Source organism: Streptomyces sp. NPDC002130 (assembly GCF_040296465.1).
Classification (GTDB): domain Bacteria; phylum Actinomycetota; class Actinomycetes; order Streptomycetales; family Streptomycetaceae; genus Streptomyces.
Genome location: NZ_JBEOXI010000731.1, coordinates 1 through 1,601, shown reverse-complemented (window position 1 = coordinate 1,601; position 1,601 = coordinate 1). Strand labels below are relative to the sequence as shown.

Annotated in this window: 1 protein-coding gene; it reads left to right on the top strand. The window is 63.1% G+C overall.

Annotated features, from left to right (window positions below):
* Positions 1-476 precede the first annotated feature (476 nt).
* On the top strand, positions 477-1,601 hold a 1,125-nt coding region (locus ABT116_RS44920), incomplete at its 3' end, for a DNA cytosine methyltransferase (RefSeq protein WP_351646786.1).

Sequence of the window (1,601 nt, the reverse complement as noted above, 5' to 3'; positions counted from 1 at the left end):
ACTCGGCGCGGGGGTGACGCCGGCTGCCCGTAGGGGGCGGCAGCGACTCAGCGCGGGCATCCCCTACGCCGGGCACTGCGCGAGGCGACTCGACGGGCGGTGCGGCTGAAAGACGTTATGGCACTGCATGAACCGTGGCCTGAGCCTAGTGAACGGGCCTTCGCGAAACGAAACGGATGCCGTGCGTGCATGTGGCGGCGACGCAAACGGGACTGCCCGACGGTCGTCGCCATCGGCAAAGCGCTCGGAATTACCTGACAGCAAACACTTTTCATTCACTCAGATGTCGAGTATCTAGGACGAAAGTAGACAACTATGGACTCAACTCGGACAGAGTTCGCACTCCGAACCGAGGTCGGCTCGATCTTCCCGATGCTGTTCAGCACCCTCGAGGAAGCCCAAGCCGCAGCCTGATCCAGCGAGCGAAGTCTCGCGGTCGTGACGCGGACCGTCACGGAATGGGAAGAGGTCTCGCAATGACGATCACCGTCACCGACCTGTTTTGCGGCGCAGGTGGATCGAGCACCGGCGCGACGCAAGTGCCCGGCGTCACGGTACGTATGGCGGCGAACCACTGGGAACTCGCGATCGAAACCCACAACACGAACCATCCGAACACAGATCACCAGTGTGCCGACCTTTCGCAGGTCGATCCTCGCCGGTTCCCTCGGACGACGATCCTGTGGGGTTCGCCCGAATGCACGAACCATTCTCAGGCGAAGGGCGTCAAACGAAACCTCGACTCGACGCCGGACTTGTTCGGGGAGACGTTGCCCGACGCGGCTGCCGAACGATCCCGCGCAACGATGTGGGACATTCCACGGTTCGCCGAACATCACCGATACGAAGCGATCATCACCGAGAACGTCGTCGACGCCGCGAAGTGGATCATGTTCCCCGCGTGGCTCCAAGCGATGGACCTCCTCGGATACAACCATCGGATCGTCTACATGAACTCGATGCACGCCCAGATCGGCGGACTTCCAGCTCCGCAATCCAGAGACAGGATGTACGTCGTGTTCTGGCTCAAGGGCAACCGCGCCCCGGACCTCGACAAGTGGACCCGACCGGAGGCGCACTGCTCGACCTGCGACGTCACCGTGACGGCAATCCAGGGCTGGAAGAAGTCAACGCAGTGGGGGCGCTACCGCTCGCAGTATCACTGGCGGTGCCCGAACGTGACGTGCCGCAACTCGATCGTCGAACCCCGTTGGCTCCCCGCTGCGTCGGCGATCGATTGGTCGATCATCGGGGAGCGAATCGGGGATAGAGCCAAGCCGTTGGCGCCGAAGACGTTGGCCCGGATCGAGGCCGGCTTGGCGAAGTACGCGGCACCATTCGTGCAACGTGCGTACACGCCGCGAAGCAACCTTGCGCAGATGTCGACGAGCACTGACGCCCACTTGCCGACGTTGACTGCATCAACCGTGCCAGCGCTGCTCGTGCCAGTGGAGGGCCGTGACGGGAAGCAAGCACGGTCCGCAGTCGACCCGCTTCGTACGATGACAGCACGAAACGAAACTGCCGTCGCTTTCCTGTCGGTGATGCGCGGGCAGTCGGCGCCCGGCCGGGTCGTAGCCGGGCTTCGTCAGATACATACG